Source organism: Gelidibacter salicanalis (assembly GCF_016469035.1).
Taxonomy (GTDB): Bacteria; Bacteroidota; Bacteroidia; order Flavobacteriales; family Flavobacteriaceae; genus Gelidibacter; species Gelidibacter salicanalis_A.
This window is the reverse complement of record NZ_JAEHJZ010000225.1, coordinates 1-224: the sequence shown is the minus strand read 5'-3', so window position 1 is coordinate 224 and position 224 is coordinate 1. Positions and strand designations below refer to the sequence as shown.

Genomic DNA, 224 nt, shown 5'->3' with positions numbered 1-224 from the left:
TCCCTGAGACGATAACTACGGTCACAATCGAGAACAGCAGGAAGTTAAACGGCAGACCCCAGCGGTTACCGCGACGGATTTCGCTCATGCTTTTACCGTAGCGGGAGAAGTCGCCAAAGTTCAGCAGCGGACCGGAGAAATAAGACACCACCAGCGCCGTGGCGGTCAGCATTTCCCAGCCTTGCTGACCGACCGTCAGGGTTTTGGTGGATAACGTAAACGAG

General features: G+C 55.4%; 1 protein-coding gene. It reads right to left on the bottom strand.

The features are described 5' to 3' along the window. Window positions 1–224 (bottom strand): hypothetical protein (locus JEM65_RS21405; RefSeq protein ID WP_199603767.1); only part of this gene is annotated, 224 nt, incomplete at both ends.